Genomic DNA, 16425 nt, shown 5'->3' on the forward strand with positions numbered 1-16425 from the left:
TCCGCATGTCGCAGCCGTCCCGCATCGGGCGCGTTCTCGCGCTTTCCTCGACCCTCGCGTTCGCGCTCGCAGGCACCACGCACGCGAAGGTCGACGTCGACATTCCGTTCCAGGAATTCACCCTGCCCAACGGCCTGCGCGTGATCGTGCACGAGGACCGCAAGGCGCCGGTGGTGGCGGTCAACATCTGGTACCACGTCGGTTCGAAGGACGAGCCGGTCGGCAAGAGCGGCTTCGCGCACCTGTTTGAACATCTGATGTTCCAGGGCTCGGAGAACCACGACGGCGAATTCTTCGGACCGTTCGAACTGGTCGGCGCCACCAACCAGAACGGCACCACCAATTCCGACCGCACCAACTATTTCCAGAACGTGCCGACCACCGCGCTCGACATGGCGCTGTGGATGGAGTCCGACCGCATGGGGCATCTGCTCGGCGCGGTCACGCAGGAACTGCTCGACGAGCAGCGTGGCGTGGTGCAGAACGAAAAGCGCCAGGGCGAGAATCAGCCCTACGGTCGCGTCTGGGACCAGCTCTCGCGCTCGATGTACCCGGTGTCGCATCCGTACCACCACTCGGTCATCGGCTCGATGGAGGATCTGAACTCCGCCTCGCTCGACGACGTGAAGACCTGGTTCCGCGACTGGTACGGCCCGAACAACGCCGTGCTCGTGCTGGCCGGCGACATCGACCTCGCCACCGCCAAGGCCAAGACGCTCGACTACTTCGGCGACATCCCGGCCAGTGCCACGGTGCCGAAACTGCCGACCAACATCGCGCCGCGCACCGAGTCCACGCGCGAGACGATGACCGACCGCGTCGCGCAGCCGCGCATCTACCGCGCCTGGAACGTGCCCGAATTCGGCAACGCCCAGCTCGACCACCTGCAACTGGTGGCGCAGATCCTCGGCGGCAGCAAGTCCTCGCGCCTGGACCGCCGCCTCGTGCACCAGGACAAGCTGGTCGACAGCGTCAGCGCGTTCGCGATGGGCTCGGAGCTCGGGTCGGGCTTTGCGATCATCGCCAACGTGCGCAACGGCGTCGACGTGAAGAAGGTCGAAGCGGTGCTGGCCGAGGAAGTGAAGAAGTTCGTTGCCGACGGTCCCACGCAGGCCGAACTCGACCAGGCCCGCATCGTGTTCGAGGCCGGTTTCGTGCGCGGCGTCGAGCGCATCGGCGGCTTCGGCGGCAAGGCCGACGTGCTGGCCGAATGCGCGGTCTTCATGGACGATCCGGGCTGCTTCCGCGACAGCCTCGCCACGCTCGACAAGGCCACCACGGCCGATCTCAAGGCCGCCGCGGCGAAGTGGCTGGCGCAGGGCGACCACACCCTCGTCGTGGAACCGGGCGACACCTCGGCCGCGTCCGCGCCGGAACCCGAACGCGTCGCCACCGAAAGCGATAAGGCACAGCCCGAGAAGGTGCTGCTGCCGGATCCGAACTTCACCGTGGTTGCCTCGAAGGTCGATCGCAGCAAGGGCGTGCCGGAGACCAAGTCGTTCCCCGACCTGCGCTTCCCGGCGCTGCAGCGCGCGACACTCTCCAACGGCATCGACGTGATCCTGGCCGAGCGGCACGAGATCCCCGTGGTGCAGCTTTCGATGGAGTTCGACGCCGGCTACACCGCCGACCTCGGCCGCAAGCTCGGCACCGCCAGCTTCACGATGGGCATGCTCGACGAAGGCGCGGCCGGTCTCGACGCGCTCGCGCTCGCCGACCGCACCCAGAGCCTCGGTGCGGTGATCGGCGCCGGTGCCTCGCTCGACGGCAGCAACGTATACGTCTCTGCACTCAAGCCGCAACTCGATCCGTCGCTGTCGCTGTTCGCCGACGTGATCCGCAAGCCGGACTTCGCCGACAAGGAAATCGACCGCGTGCGCCAGACCTGGCTGGCCGGCATCGCGCAGGAAAAGACGCGCCCCAACGGCGTGGCCAACCGCGTGCTGCCGCCGCTGCTGTACGGCAAGGGCCATCCCTACGCGATTCCCTTCAGCGGCAGCGGCGACGAGGCCTCGATCAAGGCGCTCGAGCGCGACGACCTCGTCGCCTTCCACCGTGACTTCATCCGTCCGGACAACGCCACGCTGATCGTCGTCGGCGACACCACGCTCAAAGAGATCGTGCCGCTGCTGGAAAAACATTTCGCCGACTGGAAGGCGCCGGAGAAGAAACTGCCCGTCATCGAGGTGGCGAAAGTCGAGCTGCAGCCCAAGCCGCGCGTGTTCCTCATCGATCAGCCCGGCGCGGTGCAGGCCAATATCCTCGTCGGCCAGGTAGTGAACCCGACCGGCGATCCGAAGGCGCTCGACTTCGACATCGCCAACGGCGTGCTCGGTGGCGAGTTCTCCTCGCGCCTCAACATGAAACTGCGCGAGGAAAAGCAGTGGGCGTACGGCGCCTACAGCTACGCCATCGGCGCCAAGGGCCAGCGCCCGTGGATCGCGTCGGCGGCAGTGCAGATCGACAGGACCGCCGATTCGATCCGCGAGCTGCAGACCGACATCGCGCAGTTCGCGAGCAACGCGCAGGCCGCGAGCGACGACGAGATTGCGAAGATCAAGCGCACCAACGTGCTCAGCCTGCCCGGCTCCTACGAAACCGCCGGCGCGGTGATGGGTGCGATCGGCGGCATCGTGCGCTACGGCCGTCCCGACAACTACGTCGAAACGCTCAAGGAACGCACCGAAGCGGTGAGCGCCGAGGCCGTGCACGCGGCGGCCGGCCTGCTCAAGCCCGATGCGCTGACCTGGGTGGTGGTCGGCGACCTGTCGAAGATCGAACAGCCGGTGCGCGATCTGAAGCTGGGCGAGGTCAGCGTGCTCGACGCCGACGGCAAGCCGCTGCGCTGATCGTCCGCGGGTACGTCGCAGCGTCGCGACGTGCCCGCAAACGTTCATCCCGCAGCCATCCAGCGCGCGACCGCGGGTGACATACTGCCGCGGCTCATCCACGGGACCGTGTCCATGTCGCGCTACGCCCTGCTTGCCGCTTCGCTCGCTCTCTCGCTCGGTGCCTGCACCTGGGTCAAGATGGATCCCGACGGCGCGACCGTGCGCGTCGCGCGTGCCGGCGACAGCCTCGCCGGCTGCACCCGAAAAGGCGAGGTCGCGGTGAGCGTGCGCGACCGCGTCGGCTTCTACGAGCGCAACGACCTCAAGGTGCGCGACGAACTCGAAACGATGGCACGCAACGAGGCATCGAGCCTCGCCGCCGACACGGTGCAGCCGCTGAACCAACCGAGCGCCGGCGAGCAGCGGTTCGCGGCCTACGCCTGCGGCAGCGGTTACCGACCGCGCACCGCGGACCAGCCGGCGGATGCGCCGCCGCGCCAGGACGAGGCCGAGACCTTCCCGATCCGCGAGAACGATGCAGCGATGCCGAAGTGAGGGCGTCGCTCGATCATTCGCAGTCGAGAACGCCCCCGCTGTAGCGCGGAACCGTCACACGACGCGGGCCGACGCTGCCGCCGGCGTACGACGAATCATCCGGGTACCAATGGATCGTTTCGACGCCTTCGGCGTCGCAGCCCTCCAGTCGAAGTGTGCCCCACGCGCGCATTTCCAGGTCGGCGGCGGTGTATCCGCCATCGAAGTATCCACCCGACACAGGACGCGTCAACGCAACCTCGTCGCTGTCGCCATCGGCGAGGCCGAACAGCCATGTCGGCTGTCCGTTGGGCGTCCAGGTAAACCACACCACCAGCGTGCCGGTCGCATTCTCCGTGCCAAACGGATTGAGCAGCCAGCCGCCAGCGGCTTGTCGCGGATCGATATAGGTGCCTCGCCGGGAAAAATCGTACCGTGGAAGCGTTACCGGGCCCGTTCGGTCGACCACGCCAGTGCCTGCCGGCAGCAGATGCTGCAGTGCCAGGGTACCTTCCCCATACGCTGACGGTCCGCGGTAGTGCAATGTTGCAGCCTCGGACCCCAGGTGCAGTGTGACCTCGCCCCAATGGGTGATCTGCAGATCCTGGGCGGCGAGAGGGACGCCGAAGCGACCTCCATGCACTGCGTGCATCGAATCGATGACGATGCTGCGTTCGTAGACCCGTCCGATCCCGTGCAGCCAACGCGGACCGGGCTGCGGATCGCTGCGCGGAGCCCAGGTATACCAGGAAACCGAAACACGTTGCTCGCCCGCGTGCCAGTCTCCGACGTGGTCGTCCAGTTCCTCGATGATCAGCCCTTGCGCCGGCCGTGACGGATCCCACCACAGGCCGCCGAGGCTTTCGACATGGCTCGGGAATGCATCCGAGAACGCACGCCGCAGAATTGCCGTATCCCCGGCGCCGTCGAGCGCCTCAGCCGTGGCGATCGGATCGAAGCGGCACAGCGACGCCGCATCGCGCTCGCAGTGGGCCTGCAACGTCGACAGTTGAGGCGTGGCGCCGCCCTCCGCACGCAGCCATTCACGCATGGTTCGCCAGGCAGCTTCGATTTCTCCGGGACTGAAGCCGCAATGGCTCGGCCGGGCCTCGGACACCACGCCGATGACGTGGTCGGCGTATTCCAGTCGGGACCGTAGCGCATGTAGTTCCCGTGCAGGTACCAGGCTGTCGCCGCTGGTGTGAACGGAAACGATTTTTGCCGTTGCGGTGCCGTCCAGGGAGGTTGCGCGATGCAGGCTCGTTCGCGCGGATTCATCGCGTGAAACGCGCCGCACGCGACTGTCGAAACCATAGGGAAGGTCAGCGGACCAGTTGCGGCCATACATCACGTCGAGCAAGCCAAGCCCACGCACCTGGGCTCGGTTGTAGAACGGATTGGCGCCATCGAGCTTGTCCGGCGAGCGAAGCAGATCCGAGAGGCCGTAATACGCCAGCGCAAGATGTAAGGTCAGCGCCTCGTCGTTGGGCGAGCCGGCAACCGCACGTAGCGCCTGGACACGTGCCTGGGATTCGGGCGTTCGACCGCGAGGCGGGCGGTCGAGCGCAAGACACGCTCGGATGGCTCCCTCCTCGCGCATTCTTTGCGCGAGATCGAAACCGAAAGGTCGAGCGATCTGCAGGGTGTCGGGATTGCTGACCCAGGGCAATGGTGCCGACCCTTCCGGAAACGTGCCGCCCGCAACTCCGGCACAGAGCGTGTCGTACGCCATGCGCAGATCGAAGGCACGATCCCACAAGCTCATGCCATCGACCGCCGGACACAGGGCCACGACGCCGACGATCATGTCCCGTACCCGCACATCTTCGGCGAGCTTCAGCGCGATCAGTCCGCCCATCGACGCACCGTGGGTCACCACCGGCCCAGGCACGCCGTATAAGGTACGGAACGTATCGAGCAACAGAAGATTGTCGTCGATCGCATCGAACAGGGCCCAGCCATGCTGGCGATAGCCGCTTGCGGCGATCGCGAATCCGTCCTCCAGCATTCGGGCAGCGGACAATCCCAGATCGGGTTCGGCCACCGGATCAAGAACGAACCCATGTTGCACCAGCACGAGTCCGTCGCCCGCCTGCCAGTCGTCCGGTACGGCAATAATCCAGGGCGTGCCGTTTGCATCGACGCCCCGCGTGATCGCCGCGACGGCAGATCCTGACACCGAGAGCGCGGCGACGATGACTGCGAGCCGCAGAAGGACGCCCAGGGCGTGCCGCGGACAATGAAAGTAAGTACACATGGGCGATGCGTACGCGGCGTCGGATGCTCGCGGCGCATGACGCCGTCGCCGGCCCGCATCCGTTCATCATCGCTGCGGCACGCTTGCGCGATGCCGCGTCCCGACGACCTCATCCAGCTCAAGCCCGATGGCCTCGCCTGCCCGCGCGGCGGCTTCTTCATCGATCCCTGGAAACCAGTCGACACGGCCATCATCACGCACGCCCACGGCGACCACGCGCGCACCGGCAGCGGCCTCTACCACTGCGTCGACAGCTGCGCGCCGTTGCTGCGCTGGCGGCTGGGCGAGGACGTGAACCTCGTGCCGCATGCCTACGGCGAGCGCTTCGAACTCGGCGGCATGCAGGTTTCGCTGCACCCGGCCGGGCACATCCTCGGCTCCGCGCAGGTGCGCATCGACGACGGCCGCGAGGTCTGGGTCGCGTCGGGCGACTACAAGCGCAATCCGGATCCGACCTGCGTGCCGTTCGAGGTCGTGCCCTGCGACGTCTTCATCACCGAGGCCACGTTCGCCTTCCCGATCTACCGCTGGTGCCCGACGCCGCAGATCGCGAAGCAGGTGTGGGAGTGGTGGCAGCACTGCATCGGACTCGGCGACACCGCCGTGCTGTACTGCTACGCGCTCGGCAAGGCGCAGCGCCTGCTGGCCGAACTGCTGGCCTACACCGACAAACGCGTGCTGCTGCACGGCGCGATGACGCGTGCGGTCGACATCTACCGCGAAGCCGGCGTGGCCATGGTGCCGACCGACACCGTCAGCGAGCAGGGCAAGGCCGCGGATTTCGCCGGCGAACTGATCCTCGCGCCGCCGTCCGCCGCCGGTTCGCCGTGGATGCGCAGATTCAGGAATGCGCAGACCGGCTTCGCCTCGGGCTGGATGCAGGTGCGCGGCAATCGCCGCCGGCGCGGCTACGACCGCGGCTTCGTGCTGTCCGACCACGCCGACTGGCCGGACCTGCTGCGCACCATCGAGGACACGGGTGCGAAGCGCATTCTCGCCACGCACGGCAACACCGAGGCCATCGTGCAGCTGCTGCGCGAACGCGGCGTCGATGCCGAACCGCTGCGCACCGCGTACGGCGACGAGAACTGACGCCGTGCAGCGCTTCGCCGACCTCTACGACCGCCTCGACCGCAGCACCGCCACGCTCGACAAGCGCGCCGCGCTGATCGACTACTTCAAGGCCGCGCCGCCGGACGACGCGGTGTGGGCATTGTATTTCCTCGTCGGGCGCAAGCTCGCGAAGATCGTGTCGAGCGGCGAGCTGCGCGCCTGGATCGTCGAGACCTCCGGCCTGCCGCTGTGGCTGGTCGAGGACTCGTACGCACACGTCGGGGATCTCGCCGAAACATTGACACTGCTGGTTCCCGATCCGAACCCCGACGCGGTCGACGAACGCCCGCTGCGTGCCTGGGTCGAGGACTACCTGATCCCGCTGCGCAACGCGCCCGTCGAGGAACGCGCCGCCGCGATCAAGCACGCGTGGCAGTTGCTGCCGCAGACCGAGCGCCTGCTGTTCAACAAGCTGCTGACCGGCGCGCTGCGTGTCGGCGTGTCGCAGCGCCTCGTGCAGCAGGCGCTGGCGCAGTCCACCGGCATCGACATCGCCGTGCTCGCGCAACGCATGATGGGCGAGTGGCCCGCGACCACCGACTTCCTCGCCGGCCTGCTGTCGCCCGAAACCACGCTCGCCGATCGCCAGCAACCGTATCCGTTCTTCCTCGCCTCGCCACTGGAGCAGCCGGCCGAATCGCTCGGCGACCTGCGCGACTGGCTGCTGGAATGGAAATGGGACGGCATCCGCCTGCAGCTGATCCGGCGCGACGGCACGGTGGCGCTGTGGTCGCGCGGCGAGGAACGGCTCGACGGCCGCTTCCCGGAAATCGAAGCCGCGGCCGCGCAGCTGCCCGACGGCTGCGTCATCGACGGCGAGCTGCTGGCGTGGGAGAACGGCGCCGTGCTGCCGTTCGCGCGCCTGCAGCGCCGCATCGGCCGGCTGAAACCCGGCGCGAAGATGCTGGCCGAGCATCCGGTGGCGGTGCAGGCCTACGACCTGCTCGAACGCGACGGCGTCGACCTGCGCATGCAGCCACTCGCCACGCGCCGCGCCATGCTCGCGCACCTGCTCGGCCAGCTCGGCGATCCGACCATCGCGATCTCGCCCGAAGTGCACGCCGACAGCTGGACCGACGCCGCCACGCAGCGCGACGCCGCGCGCGAACGCGGCGTCGAGGGCCTGATGCTGAAATGGCGCGATTCCACCTACCAGGTCGGCCGCCGCCGCGGCGACTGGTGGAAGTGGAAGATCGATCCGCTCACCATCGACGCGGTGCTGATCTACGCGCAATCCGGCTCCGGTCGCCGCGCCACGCTGTACACCGACTACACCTTCGCGCTGTGGGACGGCGACAAGCTGGTGCCCGTTGCCAAGGCCTACAGCGGCCTCGACGACAAGGAAATCCTCAAGCTCGACCGCTGGATCCGCGCCAACACGCTGGAACGCTTCGGACCGGTGCGTTCGGTGAAGGCCGAGCATGTGTTCGAACTCGGCTTCGAAGGCGTGAACCTGTCGACGCGGCACAAGTCCGGCGTGGCGGTGCGCTTTCCGCGCATCCTGCGCTGGCGCGACGACAAGCGCTGCGAGGATGCGGACAGGCTCGAAACGCTGAAGCGCCTCGCCTCGTGAGCGTACGCCAGACGCCCGCGATGGCGCGTCGCCGCGCGGCGAAGGCGGCGGCGAACTCCGCGCCTGCCGCGCCGGCCGTCGTCCATGTCGAACCGGAAAGCGCGGAAGGCCGCACGCGGCGCGAACGCCTCAACAACTGGTTCAAGTCGCGCGGCTGGAAGGTGCAGCCGTTCCAGCGCGAAGTCTGGGCCGCATGGGCGGCGGGCAAGAGCGGCCTGCTGCACGCACCCACCGGCAGCGGCAAGACGCTGGCGGTGTGGGGCGCGGCCCTGCTCGCCGCGACGCTGCCGAAGAAGAAACCGGCAAAGGACGCGCCGCGGCTGAAGATCCTGTGGATCACGCCGCTGCGCGCCCTCGCCGCCGACACCGAGCAGAACCTGCGCGCGCCGCTCGACGCCCTCGGCCTGCAGTGGACCATCGGCACGCGCACCGGCGATTCCGGCACGAAGCAGCGCGACCTCGCGCGCAAGGGCCTCGTCGACGCACTCATCACCACGCCCGAAAGCCTCGCGCTGCTGCTGACCTACGCCGACACGCAGCCGGTGCTCGCCGGGCTCGAAGGCATCGTCGTCGACGAGTGGCACGAACTGCTCGGCAACAAGCGCGGCGTGCTGCTCGAACTGTGCCTCGCACGCGTGAAGAAGATCGCGCCGAAGCTGCGCATCTGGGGCATCTCGGCCACGCTCGGCAACCTCGACGAAGCACGCGACGCGCTGATTCCGGACGGCAGCGATGCGGTGCTGGTACGCGGCACCTCGCCGCAGAAGCTCGCGCTCGAAACGCTGGTGCCCGACAACGTGGTGCGCTTCCCGTGGGCCGGGCACCTCGGCATGAAGCAGCTGCCCGCCGTGCTCGCGCGCATCTACGCGGCGAACTCGACGCTGCTGTTCACCAACGTGCGCTCGGCGGCCGAACTGTGGCACCAGGCGCTGTCGTCGGTGTGGCTGGAGGATCCGTCGACGCTCGCGCTGCACCACGGCTCGCTCGATCGCGGCCTGCGGCGCGAGGTCGAGGACGGCCTGCGCGCGGGCAGACTGCGCTGCGTCATCGCTACCTCGTCGCTCGATCTCGGCGTCGACTTCGCCGCGGTCGACCAGGTGATCCAGCTCGGCAGCCCGAAAAGCATCGCGCGCCTGCTGCAGCGTGCGGGGCGTTCCGGCCATCGTCCCGGCGAACGCAGCCGCCTGATCAACGTGCCGACTCACGCGCTGGAGCTGATCGAATTCGCCGCCGCGCGCGATGCGCTGAACGCCGGCCGCATCGAAGCGCGGCATCCGCTGCGCCTGAGCCTCGACGTGCTCGCGCAGCATCTCGTCACGCTCGCACTCGGCGGCGGCTTCGAGGCCGACGACGCACTCGCCGAAATCCGCACCACGCACGCCTTCCGCGACATCACGCCGCTGCAGTGGCAGGCCGTGCTCGACTTCATCGTGCGCGGCGGCGAGGCGCTGCAGCACTACCCGGACTACCGCCGCGTCGAGATCGCCGACGACGGCCGCTACTTGCTCGCCGACCGCCGCGTCGCGCTGCGCCATCGCCTCTCGGTCGGCACCATCGCCAGCGACGGCTCGCTGCGCGTCAAGTACATGAAGGGCGGCGACCTTGGCTCGATCGAGGAGCAGTTCGTCGGCCGCATGAAACCCGGCGACCGGTTCCTCTTCGCCGGCCGCGCGCTGGAACTGGTCACGCTGAAGGACATGACGGCCTACGTGCGCATCGCGAAAGGCAAGGGCGACGCCATCGTGCCGCGCTGGCAGGGCAGCCGCATGCCGCTGTCGACCGAGCTCGCGCACGGCGTGCAGGCGCTGATCGCGGGCGAGCACGATGCTGCCGACGATCTCGCGGCCGTGCTGCCGCTGCTCGACCTGCAGGCGCGCATCTCGCATCGTCCGGCGCGTGACGAGTTCCTGGTCGAGGTGGTGAAGCGGCGCGACGGGCAGCACGTCTTCCTGTATCCGTTCGCCGGGCGGCAGGTGCACGAAGGCCTCGCCGCGATGCTCGCCGCGCGCCTCGGCAAGGCCACGGCCAACAGTTTCAGTTTCGCGATCAACGATTACGGGCTGGTGCTGTCGCCGGCCAAGCGCATCGTCGTCGACGAACCGCTGCTGCGCTCGATCCTCTCGGCCGACGACCTCGTCGACGGCATCCGCGCCGGCCTCAACCTGAGCGAACTCGCGCGCCGCCGTTTCCGCGACATCGCGCGCGTGGCCGGCCTGCTGCCGCCGTCGCTGCCCGGCCGCACGCCGCGCAGCATGCGCCAGCTGCAGGCCTCCAGCGGCTTGCTCTTCGACGTGCTGACCCAACATGACCCGGGTCACCTCCTGCTCGACCAGGCTTTCCGCGAAGTGCTCGACGCCGAACTCGACATCGTCCACCTGCGCACCACGCTCGACGCGATCGCGTCGCGCAGGCTCGTGCTGCTGCAGCCGGACACGTTGAGCCCGCTGTCGTTCCCGCTGTGGGCCGAGGGCTTCCGCGGCGCGCTCAGCACGGAAGACTGGCGCACGCGCGTCGAACGCGCCGCGGCCGAACTCGAGGCGAAGTACGGATGAGTGCGGTGGCGGCGTCGGAGCCGTGGTGCGAGTTCGAACTGGCCGGCGAAACGGTGCGGCTGCACGCCGAGCGTGCGCTGTTCTGGCCGCGCGAGCGCGTGCTCGCCATCGCCGACCTGCATCTGGGCAAGGGCCAGGTGTTTCGCGAGGCCGGCATCGCGCTGCCGCGCGGCGGCACCGCCGGCGACCTGGCGCGGCTGGATGCGCTGATCGCAGCGTTCGATCCCGCGCAGGTGCTGATCCTCGGCGACATGTTGCATGGCCCGCTGCCGGCCGACGCACCATGGGTGCGCGAGTGGGCGGCGTGGCGGATGCGGCATGCGGCGCGCGGGATCGTGCTGGTGGCCGGCAACCATGATCGTGCGGTCGACGGCAGGCGGCTGGGGCTGGATGCCGTGGTGCGGCACCTCGAGGCCGGCCCGTTCCGCTTCGAGCACGATGCGCGTCCGGTCACCGGTCGCTATGTGCTGGGTGGCCACGTGCATCCGGTGATCCGGCTGCACCGCACCGGGCTCAAGGCGCAGTTTCCGGTGCTGTGGGCGTGCGCGGGGCATGCGGTGCTGCCGGCGTTCTCGCGCTTCACGGGCGGGTACCGGATCCAGCCGGCGCGCGAGGATCGGCTGTGGCTGTGCGCGCCCGACGCGGTGGTGAAGATCCCGGCGGCGGCGCTGGTCGACGATTAATCTCGAATCGGTGATGGCTCCGTTGCGGCAACGCTGGCACCCGGCCCGCACCTGTCCGCCTCCGAACCCATTGCCCCCCACCCCGTCCGCCCCCATTTCTCGGGGTCCGGTTCGGTTGCACCCCCCGGCGTAACCTTGTAGCGTTCACCGGCTTTTCCCCGACAATTCCCGCCCCGGCAGGTCCCATGCTGTTCCAGAACGTCTCCATCGCCAGCATCGCGCACATCGATGCGCCACGCCCGCTCAGCTCGGCGGACATCAATACGCGCCTGAAGCCGACGATGGAGCGCCTCGGAATCCGGACCGACGTGCTGCAGGACATCGCCGGCATCTATTCGCGCCGGATGTGGGAGGACGGCACGCAGTCGTCCGACGCCGCCACCATGGCCGCCGAAAAGGCCCTGGCGCAGCTCGACATCTCGCGCGACCAGATCGGCCTGCTGGTGAACACTTCGGTCAGCCGCGACTTTCTCGAACCCAGCACGGCCAGCATCGTCAGCGGCAACCTGGGCCTGGGCGAGAACTGCCAGAACTTCGATGTGGCCAATGCCTGCCTCGCCTTCCTCAACGGCATGGACATCGCCAGCCGCATGCTGGAGCGCGGCGAAATCGACTACGCGCTGGTGGTCGACGGCGAAACGGCCAACCTCGTGTACGAGAAGACGCTGGAACGCATGACCGCGCCGGACGTCACCGAAGAGCAGTTCCGCAACGAACTGGCCTCGCTGACGCTGGGCTGCGGGGCCGCCGCGATGGTGATGTCGCGCGCCGAACTGACCCCGGACGCGCCGCGCTACAAGGGCGGCGTCACCCGTGCCGCCACGCAGTGGAACACCCTGTGCCGCGGCAACCTCGACCGCATGGTCACCGACACCCGCATGCTGCTGATCGAAGGCCTGAAACTCGCGCAGAAGACGTTCATCGCGGCCAAGCAGGCGCTGGGCTGGGCGGTGGAGGAACTCGACGAGTTCGTCATCCACCAGGTCAGCCGCGTCCACACCGAGGCCTTCATCAAGGCCTTCGGCATCGACCCGAAGAAAGTCCTCACGATCTTCCACGAACACGGCAACATCGGGCCGGCATCGGTGCCGATCGTGCTGTCGAAGCTCAAGGAAATGGGGCGCCTGAAGAAGGGCAACCGGGTCGCCTTGCTCGGAATCGGCTCCGGGCTCAATTGCTCGATGGCGGAAGTGGTCTGGTAGGGATTGCGCTCCGAACCGAGGCGCGGGAACGCCGTCAGTCGGCGGGCGCGCATGGCGCTGCGCGCGTCGACCATTCGTGGTGCGGTGGATGCGCTCTCGGAGACGGGCATCGGCAATGAGTTCAACGGCGAGCGTCGGCGCCGGGTGTTTGCCTGCAAGACCTGTCCGGAGATCCTGAGCGAGGGTGCGCAGCCTCTGTAGCGCTGCGTTGCCGCGACAGGACGGACGTGGGAGCCGCGCATGCCGACCTGAGGCCGACGCGCGCCAGCGATCGCAGCGTGCCGGGCGTCGATGCCCGGTCAGGTTCCGAAACTGTCGGAAAACAGGTGATCGGGATCGGGAACCACGGTGCCGCACGGCAGCATCGTCCCAAGCGGATCGGTCAGGGTGCCGAACCACAGCACCGCGAAATGCTGCGATACCCCGACGCCCATAGCGCGCCACGTCTGGCCCGCCCATCCGCCCTGGTTGAGGATCACCTGGTTGTGGCCAGGGCTGTTCTTCCACATCTGCAGTGCCGCCGCAGCCGTGATCGTGCCGCTGGTCCACGCCGCGTTCTCGTAGCCGTTCGAGTTGTAGGCGTTGTCGGTGACCTGGCGCGGCTTGTTCCACATCTGCGCCGCCTGCGCGTGGTCTGCGGTGTAGCACATCGGTTGCCAGATCGACGGACGCGCATTCGACCAGCTGTGCAGATTGCAGGCGCCGCCGGTCCACGGGTTGTTGGTCTCCAGATCCCACACATGCCACTGGCCCACGCTCGACAGCGAAAACGACGTCGCCACCGCCGGCAATCCGTTCTGCTGACGGTACTGGTTGACCTGAGCCAGGAGGCTGGCCTCCTCGGGGTTGAGACAGTCGGCGGTGTTGGCAAATTGCGCCGCGGCGATCTGGGGAAAGCCCAGGACGAGCAGCGCGGCGGCGATGGTGCGATGCATGGCGGGGCCGGCGGAACTGGGTGGGCCAGCGTACCCCCGCCGCCGCGACCGCAGCTGACGCCTGCCCCAACGCGGGCCGGCCTGCCGACGAACGGACGACATTCGTGGCGCGACCGGGCCGCGGTTGGACGGCACCGGTATCATGCAAGGGCTTCTGTCCCGCGCGAGCCACGATGACGTTTCCCGAGTACCCGTTTTCTCCCCGCCGTTTCGCGGTGCGTCCCGGCATTTCGATGAGTTATCTCGACGAGGGCCCGCGCGATGGCGAGGTCGTCTTGATGCTGCACGGCAATCCGTCGTGGAGTTACTACTGGCGCAAGCTCGTGTCGGGATTGTCGGATCGCTACCGCTGCATCGTGCCGGACCATGTCGGCATGGGGCTGTCGGACAAGCCGGACGATGCGGCGTACGACTACACGCTGCAGTCGCGCGTGGACGATGTGGCGGCCTTGCTGGAACACCTCGGCATCCGCGGCGACGTGACCCTTGCCGTGCACGACTGGGGCGGCATGATCGGTTTCGGTTGGGCGCTGCGCGATCCGTCGCGGGTGAAGCGTCTCGTGATCACGAACACCGCCGCGTTTCCGCTGCCGAAGGAGAAGGCACTGCCGTGGCAGCTCAAGCTCGGACGCGATTCGAAGCTCGGGGCCTTGCTGATCCGTGGCTTCAACGCGTTTTCGGGCGCAGCGTCCTATGTCGGCGTGGAGACGAAGATGCCGGCGGACGTGCGCCGCGCCTATGTGGCGCCGTACGACACCTGGGCCAATCGCATCGCCACGTTGCGCTTCGTGCAGGACATTCCGCTGGAACCGGGCGACAAGGCCTGGGCGCTGGTCGAGGAATCCGCGCGGCGGTTGCACGAGTACGCGGATCGCCCCGCGCTGCTGCTGTGGGGTCTGCGCGATTTCGTGTTCGACCACCATTTCCTGCGCGGCTTCCAGAAGGCTCTGCCGAACGCGGAGACGCTGTCGTTCGATGATGCCGGGCATTACGTGCTGGAGGACAAGGCGGCGGTGCTGGTGCCGAAGATCCGGGCGTTTCTGGACACCAATTCCGGCTAGGGCAAGCCATAACTTGCTTTCGTGCAAGGCAAGCCATTGCTTGCTATTGATAAAAGCAAGCGATACATTGCATTCGCAAGAAGCAAGCTTTCGCTTGCGCGCGGAGGCGACATGTCGGACATTCCGTTGCAGCTTTCCAGCCAGCTTGGGCCGATCCTGAGGGCAGTGCGCAAGTCGCGTGGCCTGACGCAACAGGACCTTGCCCGGCAGCTCGGTGTCACTCGGCAGGCAATCAGTCTTCTCGAACAGCGCCCGGAAGCCGCGACGCTGGAACGGCTTATGCGCGTGTTCGCGCTCTTGCAGGTGGACGTGCTGCTCAGGCCTCGCGATGTCGATGCCGCGCCAGCGGCCGACTGGTAATCGCCATGCCCGCACTCGATCTGTGGATGAACGGCGAACACGTGGCCGAGTGGGCGCGCGACCGTCGCGGCGTCGATGTGCTGCGCTACCGTCCCGAATGGCTCGCGTCCGTACACGTGCGTGCCATCTCGCTGTCGCTGCCGTTGCTGCCGGACGGCGGCGAGCATCGCGGGGATGTCGTCGACGCCTTCTTCGAAAACCTGCTGCCGGACAGCGAACCGATCCGGCGCCGCATGCGCCAACGCTTCCGCACCGCGACGACCGCCGCGTTCGACCTGCTCGCCGAGATCGGCCGCGACTGCACCGGCGCCATCCAGTTGATGCCGCACGGCGAGCGTCCGCCGCCGGTGCAGCACATCACGGCAGAGCCTCTGGACGACGCCGGCATCGCCGCCGTGCTGCGCGGCCTCGGCGCCGCGCCGCTGCCGGGACAGGGGGGAAGCGACGACGCGTTCCGCATTTCCATCGCAGGCGCGCAGGAAAAAACCGCCCTGTTGCGCTACCACGGCCGCTGGTGCCGGCCGCACGGCACCACGCCCACCACCCACATCTTCAAGCTGCCGCTCGGCCTCGTCGGCAACATGCGTGCGGACATGTCGGCGTCGGTCGAGAATGAATGGCTGTGCGGCGAACTGCTGCGCGCCTTCGGCCTGCCGGTGGCGCGCGCAGAAATCGCGCGCTTCGAGGATCAGAAGGCACTGATCGTCGAACGCTTCGACCGGCAGCTGTCGCCCGACGGACGCTGGTGGATGCGCCTGCCGCAGGAAGACCTCTGCCAGGCCCTCGGCCTGCCGCCGACACGCAAATACGAAAGCGACGGTGGCCCCGGCATGCGACGCATCCTGGAACTGCTGCGGCAGTCGGCGCAGCCGGAGGATCGCGCCACCTTCCTGCGCACCCAGATCGCGTTCTGGCTGCTTGCCGCCACCGACGGCCACGCGAAGAACTTCAGCCTGCACCTCGAACGCGGCGGTCGCTTCCGCCTCACGCCGCTGTACGACGTGTTGTCGGTGTACCCGATCCTCGGGCGCAGCGCCGGCGCACTCGATCCGCATGACGCGAAACTCGCGATGGCCGTGGTCGGCAAGAACCGGCACTATCGCCTGCTCGACATCCGCCGTTCGCACTGGAATGCGATGGCGCGCGCCTGCGGATTTGCCGAGGGCGCCGACGCGTGGATCGACGCCCTGGTGCAGCGCGTTCCGCAAGCGCTGCACGAGGTGTCTGCGCTGCTGCCGGACGGATTTCCCGCGCGGGTGCGGGAGAGCGTGTTCGCGGGCATCGAGGCGGCGGCAAAACGCATCGCCGCGATGCCGTCCTGAAG

The 16425-nt window shown here is 68.0% G+C and carries 12 protein-coding genes and 1 pseudogene; 11 read left to right on the top strand and 2 right to left on the bottom strand.

Features of this window, described 5'->3' with window-relative positions:
• The first annotated feature begins 5 nt into the window (after window positions 1–5).
• Together HNQ52_RS06375 and HNQ52_RS06380 are read left to right on the top strand one after the other, a co-directional pair.
• Window positions 6–2849, top strand: coding sequence for a M16 family metallopeptidase (locus tag HNQ52_RS06375; RefSeq protein ID WP_183960277.1), 2844 nt, complete (start codon window positions 6–8; stop codon window positions 2847–2849).
• A gap of 114 nt (window positions 2850–2963) precedes the next feature.
• Window positions 2964–3275 (top strand): annotated as a pseudogene (locus HNQ52_RS06380) (DUF4156 domain-containing protein); the annotation flags it as partial.
• A 124-nt stretch (window positions 3276–3399) separates the two neighbouring features.
• On the opposite strand, the gene HNQ52_RS06385 reads toward HNQ52_RS06380, so the two are convergent.
• Window positions 3400–5622, bottom strand: coding sequence for an alpha/beta hydrolase family protein (locus HNQ52_RS06385; protein WP_183960279.1), 2223 nt, complete (start codon window positions 5620–5622; stop codon window positions 3400–3402).
• A gap of 90 nt (window positions 5623–5712) precedes the next feature.
• On the opposite strand from HNQ52_RS06385, the gene HNQ52_RS06390 reads away from it, so the two are divergent.
• The 6 genes from HNQ52_RS06390 to HNQ52_RS06415 all read left to right on the top strand — a co-directional run bounded on the left by HNQ52_RS06390 (window position 5713) and on the right by HNQ52_RS06415 (window position 12946).
• Window positions 5713–6714 (top strand): ligase-associated DNA damage response exonuclease, encoded by a 1002-nt coding sequence (locus HNQ52_RS06390; protein ID WP_183960280.1) that lies wholly within the window; start codon window positions 5713–5715, stop codon window positions 6712–6714.
• Window positions 6715–6718: 4 nt separating this feature from the next.
• Window positions 6719–8308 carry an ATP-dependent DNA ligase gene (locus tag HNQ52_RS06395; RefSeq protein WP_183960281.1) on the top strand — a complete coding sequence of 530 codons (1590 nt, stop codon included), beginning with the start codon at window positions 6719–6721 and terminating at the stop codon, window positions 8306–8308.
• Window positions 8309–8328: 20 nt separating this feature from the next.
• Complete coding sequence (locus tag HNQ52_RS06400) at window positions 8329–10860, top strand: ligase-associated DNA damage response DEXH box helicase (RefSeq protein WP_183960716.1); 2532 nt, start codon at window positions 8329–8331, stop codon at window positions 10858–10860.
• Window positions 10857–11543: a ligase-associated DNA damage response endonuclease PdeM gene (gene pdeM, locus HNQ52_RS06405; protein WP_183960282.1), complete on the top strand. Its 687-nt coding sequence runs from the start codon at window positions 10857–10859 to the stop codon at window positions 11541–11543. The genes HNQ52_RS06400 and pdeM overlap by 4 nt, the downstream gene beginning before the upstream one ends.
• Window positions 11544–11728: 185 nt before the next feature.
• The gene (locus HNQ52_RS06410; RefSeq protein ID WP_183960283.1) at window positions 11729–12745 is read left to right on the top strand and encodes a 3-oxoacyl-ACP synthase III; all 1017 of its coding nucleotides are present in this window, start codon (window positions 11729–11731) and stop codon (window positions 12743–12745) included.
• Between the two features lie 51 nt (window positions 12746–12796).
• Window positions 12797–12946, top strand: coding sequence for a hypothetical protein (locus HNQ52_RS06415; protein WP_183960284.1), 150 nt, complete (start codon window positions 12797–12799; stop codon window positions 12944–12946).
• Between the two features lie 98 nt (window positions 12947–13044).
• Here HNQ52_RS06415 and HNQ52_RS06420 read toward each other — a convergent pair whose 3' ends face one another.
• Window positions 13045–13680, bottom strand: a complete 636-nt coding sequence (locus tag HNQ52_RS06420; RefSeq protein ID WP_183960285.1) for a CAP domain-containing protein — start codon at window positions 13678–13680, stop codon at window positions 13045–13047.
• Window positions 13681–13853: 173 nt separating this feature from the next.
• Here HNQ52_RS06420 and HNQ52_RS06425 point away from each other — a divergent pair, with 173 nt between their 5' ends.
• The 3 genes from HNQ52_RS06425 to HNQ52_RS06435 all read left to right on the top strand — a co-directional run bounded on the left by HNQ52_RS06425 (window position 13854) and on the right by HNQ52_RS06435 (window position 16423).
• A complete protein-coding gene (locus HNQ52_RS06425) occupies window positions 13854–14741 on the top strand; it encodes an alpha/beta fold hydrolase (RefSeq protein WP_183960286.1) in 888 nt (295 codons plus the stop codon).
• 111 nt (window positions 14742–14852) lie between these two features.
• Window positions 14853–15101 (top strand): helix-turn-helix transcriptional regulator, encoded by a 249-nt coding sequence (locus HNQ52_RS06430; protein ID WP_183960287.1) that lies wholly within the window; start codon window positions 14853–14855, stop codon window positions 15099–15101.
• A gap of 5 nt (window positions 15102–15106) precedes the next feature.
• Window positions 15107–16423: a type II toxin-antitoxin system HipA family toxin gene (locus HNQ52_RS06435; RefSeq protein ID WP_183960288.1), complete on the top strand. Its 1317-nt coding sequence runs from the start codon at window positions 15107–15109 to the stop codon at window positions 16421–16423.
• Window positions 16424–16425: the final 2 nt, after the last annotated feature.

It is taken from the genome of Chiayiivirga flava, assembly GCF_014202825.1.
In the GTDB taxonomy this organism is placed as follows: Bacteria; Pseudomonadota; Gammaproteobacteria; order Xanthomonadales; family Xanthomonadaceae; genus Chiayiivirga; species Chiayiivirga flava.